This window comes from Escherichia sp. E4736, from assembly GCF_005781225.1.
In the GTDB taxonomy this organism is placed as follows: domain Bacteria; phylum Pseudomonadota; class Gammaproteobacteria; order Enterobacterales; family Enterobacteriaceae; genus Escherichia.
Genome location: NZ_VATT01000066.1, coordinates 1 through 4,782 on the forward strand (window position 1 = coordinate 1; position 4,782 = coordinate 4,782).

General features: G+C 44.8%; 2 protein-coding genes and 1 pseudogene. 1 reads left to right on the plus strand and 2 read right to left on the minus strand.

The genetic code is table 11. The features are described from left to right. Positions 1-23: 23 nt before the first annotated feature. Positions 24-218, plus strand: a pseudogene (locus FEK46_RS23180) (recombinase family protein); the annotation flags it as partial. Positions 219-312: 94 nt separating this feature from the next. Here the strand turns inward: FEK46_RS23180 and FEK46_RS23185 are convergent. Both FEK46_RS23185 and FEK46_RS23190 read right to left on the minus strand, forming a co-directional pair. Further along, complete coding sequence (locus tag FEK46_RS23185) at positions 313-1,455, minus strand: hypothetical protein (RefSeq protein WP_135380942.1); 1,143 nt, start codon at positions 1,453-1,455, stop codon at positions 313-315. Between the two features lie 817 nt (positions 1,456-2,272). After that, positions 2,273-4,782: Ig-like domain-containing protein (locus FEK46_RS23190; RefSeq protein ID WP_171021385.1), on the minus strand; the 2,510-nt coding region annotated here is incomplete at its 5' end.

Below are 4,782 nucleotides of genomic sequence, written 5' to 3' on the forward strand. Positions count from 1 at the left end.
ACTAAAACGGGTCTATTTACAGCGATACCGCCGGTATGATCCAACTGATAAAGGAATTTGACGCTCAGGGCGTTACCGTCAGGTTTATTGACGATGGGAGCAGCACCGATGGTGATATGGGACAAGTGGTGATGACCATCCTGTCGGCAGTGGCGCTGGCTGTACGCCGGAGGGTCCTGGAGCGTACAAATGAAGACCGACAGGAAGCCAGAATGAAAGATGCGACAGTGTCATTTAATAAAACTGTCGCATTCAGAAAATAAAACCACAACGCCATAATTTACAAACAGAAATTCAAGGTGATATAGAAAATCATTTCAATTTTAAGACAATCCCATCTTTAAATGAAATATTGAAACTACTTAAAATATCAACTGGCATCTCATCTACGTACACGATTTTTAAGTCATTTAACGCCATTACATCTGGCAGGTTTTGAAGAGTTGCCGCAGCTAATGTTAGAGTCGCTTTTGAACCGGATTTAAAGTTAATCATTCCTGCCCAGCATTTTCCTGTTGGTTTCTGTAACTCTTGCACAGGAGCAATTGGGATAGTATTGTTCAATGGATTAATAGTTACCTTTGCACTACCTGACAACTGAATAATCTTACCCATCCCATTCCCCTGTGAAAACTGAGTTGTATGAATATCCACTGTCGAATTATCAAAAGCATCTATCGCAACATAATCTCCTTCGTTGTTATCAGGGACATCATTACATATAGTCCTTGCGAAAATATTTCCATAAGATGAATCATAAAAAGATAAACTACTCGAAAGGTTTAAATTTGAGTCAGTATGTTGCTCTAATCTAACATTTAGTAAGAGTGAAGAATTATTATTAAACCTCAATCCGCTAAGTATACTGCCCGCGATGTTATTTGTTGAAATTTCATTGGCTTGCACATCAAGTGTGCTGTATCCTGATATTATAGCGTTATAAAACAACTCAATATACTCTGCTGAAATGATGAATCTTGAATTCTGAATACCAGTAAGGTATGGGCTTTTAATTGTATCTAACCTTGACATTCCGAGGAAAACAGCGCGTAGATTTTCCAGTGTAACACGGCTATCATCGAACAATTTGAAATCAATTGCGAAATAAGGACGATGTCTCGAGGAATCAGTTAATGTTATGGTTTTTAAGTTTTTGTCACCTGCAATACGGAAATCAGCTTTTTCCAAAAACAGAAAAGTGGAATTTTTATCCTTCGTAGCTGGTACAGACCAATTAATAACGTCGGCTCCTGTACTATCCGGGAGAAGAATAAGAGGACCAGCTTGAACAGGACCAACGTGAACAGGACCAGTAGCCATACCGTAAACTTCAAGCCCGCATCCTTGCATTTTATTAAATGCTTCTGCAGGTCCCCTCAACGTGACTTCTCTGGGATAGTCAAAAGACTGATTACTTTCAGGATCCCAGTTAAACGTAGCGTCTATATTTTTCATAATAACCTATTTTCAAGTAGAAGTTGTAACCCAAAAAAGTATTAGGTTGCCGATGAACTGCCTGTTTTGTACTTGTAATGGATTAAAGTGTTAATTCATTAGATCTGAACATGAGGCACAATTGTTGTTTTATTTTACGGAATAGGATTACAACTATATATCACGTTGCTGCCATCAATATTTCATCATTACTGATGACCAAAAAAGCAACTGTATTTTTATTCATAAATAAATCTTCATTTCTAATGATGCAACATTTTATTTCATGGCCAAGTGACACTATAAATATTAATAGAATTAAAAAAGAGTTGTTGTTATTTACAAGTTATATATTGATATAGTTTGAGTTATTTTAAAATGATTAGATGTATATAGAAAATATTTTTATTATAAATCTGTGATATCAGTGATTGTAGTGGCACAGTAAATTTGACTACCTGATTAAAGGTGATATTCACACAAATAGCGGGTTGAGTCTCACCTATCCACTGAGTAGTAAGAATCTCTGGGCGTTATTCGCCAGATCGGAGCGGGGCAGAAGGCCGGTTACGTAGAGCTGATGACGTAAATAAAGCGCCTGTCTGGATGATATCGTTGTTGTGTTGCGTTCAACCTGATGGAACTCTGATGGCACTATTTTCAGTCAATACGCGTCAGGTCAATAGTCCAAAAAATCGGTAATCTCAGGGTATTTTTGATAAAAAATGTCCTGCGCAATATTTATTGCACAGGACATTGGTGGTTATTCAGACTGATGCAGTAGGTAATCTCACTGCGTTAGCCAGGCACCCTTATCGGATGCTGGCGTGATTTCTGTTTAGTTAATGGTTAAATCCACCGTCATATTGTATTCAAATTTCCATGTTCCGTCGGTGAGAATGTAATGGATCAAACCGGTGTAATGTCCAGCAGGAAGGTCGGGGTTATCGCTGCGCGACCAGTCAAATAAACTTCTCGCAAGAGAAAGCCCACAACCAATCACAGTGTTGAAGGAATAAAGACCACAAGCTGTAAGCTTTCTTGCCCTTAACTTGAGCGTATACTCCTTGCCGTGTTCATCGATGATCGGTGTCTGAATCACTTCATTATCGGGATTGTTTCCTGATGATAGTGTTGTTGGGCCCATCGTGGGGGGAGCAACGATAAATGCTGTGTAAAGGTTAGGGGCGCTCAGATGCGCAGACATAGTTTGGGCTGTGTCAGTATTGATGACCCAGTGTTCAGATATCTCTGTCATAAACGCCATGTCTGGATCTGTTATCGTTGAACCATTCGTGCTTGCCGTTGTCGTCGCCATTCCTACTTTAGTACTTCGAATAGTGACACTTGTAATTCCGTTGGCATCGGTTTTTGACGTTTCCGCAGAAAGGAAGAAACCAGGTGTTGTCTGCCAGCTAACGGTAGCATCAGGGACCCTGTTATTGTTGATGTCCGTCACTATCGCTTCATAGGTTGCGTTATCCTTACCATCAGGGGCAACAATAGACTTATTACTATATATTGTATCCATTTTTGCGGTTTTTATATCTCCAATAAAGGTGACTCCAGGTGCCGCAAGCTGTGTGCCATTCACCGGTATGGTGGCGGTGACAATTGTTACGGCTGCGATTTTCGTGTGTCCGCTGACGGTGGCAACGCCCTGGTTATCCGTCAGACTGTTGGTGCCGTCTAACGTCAGATTCGGGGCGTTACTGGTCCAGTCGATCTGCACGCCCTTAACCGGATTATCGTGGGCATCTTTGACAGTAACCGACCAGGTTACGAGTTCCTTGTCATCGGCTACGGCCTGGGTTTTGTCCACTTTGCTGTCAGACAGGGCCGCTGTAGCAATATTGCCAGTCACATTCACCGTTACAGTCTGGCTGGACTGATTAATACCCGCAGTAATTTGCGACGCACCTCCTTTGGTGGTGGAATAAGCAACTTCCGCGATACCCTGACTGTTGGTGTCGGTGACATTACCAGGCTGGAAAATCCCGTTGGTATTATCGGAGCTCCAGTTAACCCGTTGGTTAATAACAGGATGTCCGGCTTCGTCCGTCACTGTGGCTTTCAGCGTTATGTTATCACCTGCTGCCACATCCGTTGTTGTGGACGGGGTGAGCGCAGAGACTGCGGCAGTAGCCGCATCGGCACCAAAGCTGATGGTTTCAGATGACTGACTTACACCATTGATGGTCGCCACAGCCTGACAGGCGAGTACATCCTCTGAGGTGAGCGTTGCTGTAACCTGACCCTGGGCGTCGGTTTTTTGCGGACTGCCGGTAAGATGATATTTACCTGTTGCTGGCTGAACCTGCCAGGTCACCTCACTCTGGCTGACGGGGTTCTTGTATTCATCTTCCACAGTGGCGGTCAGGGTAACCACATCCTTGTTATTCGCCATTGCGCTGGTTTTACTGGCGCTGACGTTAACCGGTTTTGCACTCTGTATATCAGGCGTGATGGTTAGCTGAATAGTTTTCTGGCTGTGATTGTCGCTGGATGCCGTAATGGTGGTGGCTTTCGCGAGCGTGCTGATGTAAGTCACCTTCACGTTACCCTTCGCATCGGTGTTCGATGTGGTTTCACTGAAAACACCCGCGGCATTGTCAGACTTCCAGACAACAGATTTATTCGCTACCGGATGGCCGGATGCGTCCAGCACCTGAGTGGTCAGCGTAACAATACCTTTACCGGCAGTGACACTGGTGTTATCTGCTGTCAGGCTTTGCAGCGTAGCAGACGTCGCATCCTCAGTGAATTTCACTGTGCCTGATGTTACCAGTGATCCGCTGGCAGCATGGCCAATGTTACCGCTGATCTGATGCTCCCCACGTTGTTTTGAGGTCAGAGATACCGTCACGTTGCCGTTGCTGTCTGACGTGCTGGAGGCCGTTGACAGGAGACCTGTAGCAGGTATTGCTGCCCAGTTGATACTGATGCCCGACAGTGGGTTGCTGTTCGCATCCGTCACGATCCCCGTGAAAAAAACTTCATCGGCGCCGTTAGCGAGTGCGTTCTGTTTACTGAGTTTCAGGTCGGTAAGCTGCGCAGTGCGGGCGTCACCGATAAAGGTTACCTGTGGCGCATTAAACCCGGCACCTGTTTCTGCCTGGGCCGTGACTCCGGCATTTCCGGCTTTCAATGCGGACAGCGTGACGGACGCGACGCCCGAGGCACTGGTTGTTGTGCTCGGTGCTGAAAGCGTAACACCCGTACCAGAGGCGCTCCAGGTCACTTTATGATTTGTAACAGGGTTGCCTTTAGCATCTTTTACTGCTGCGGTGTAGGTAATAAGCTCCTTGCCGTCGGCAATAGCCTGCGTTTTATCCACGGTGACGTCAG

Excerpts from the sequence above, each read along its gene's own strand:
- FEK46_RS23185 (WP_135380942.1), bottom strand. The coding sequence starts at position 1,455 with ATGAAAAATATAGACGCTACGTTTAACTGGGATCCTGAAAGTAATCAG.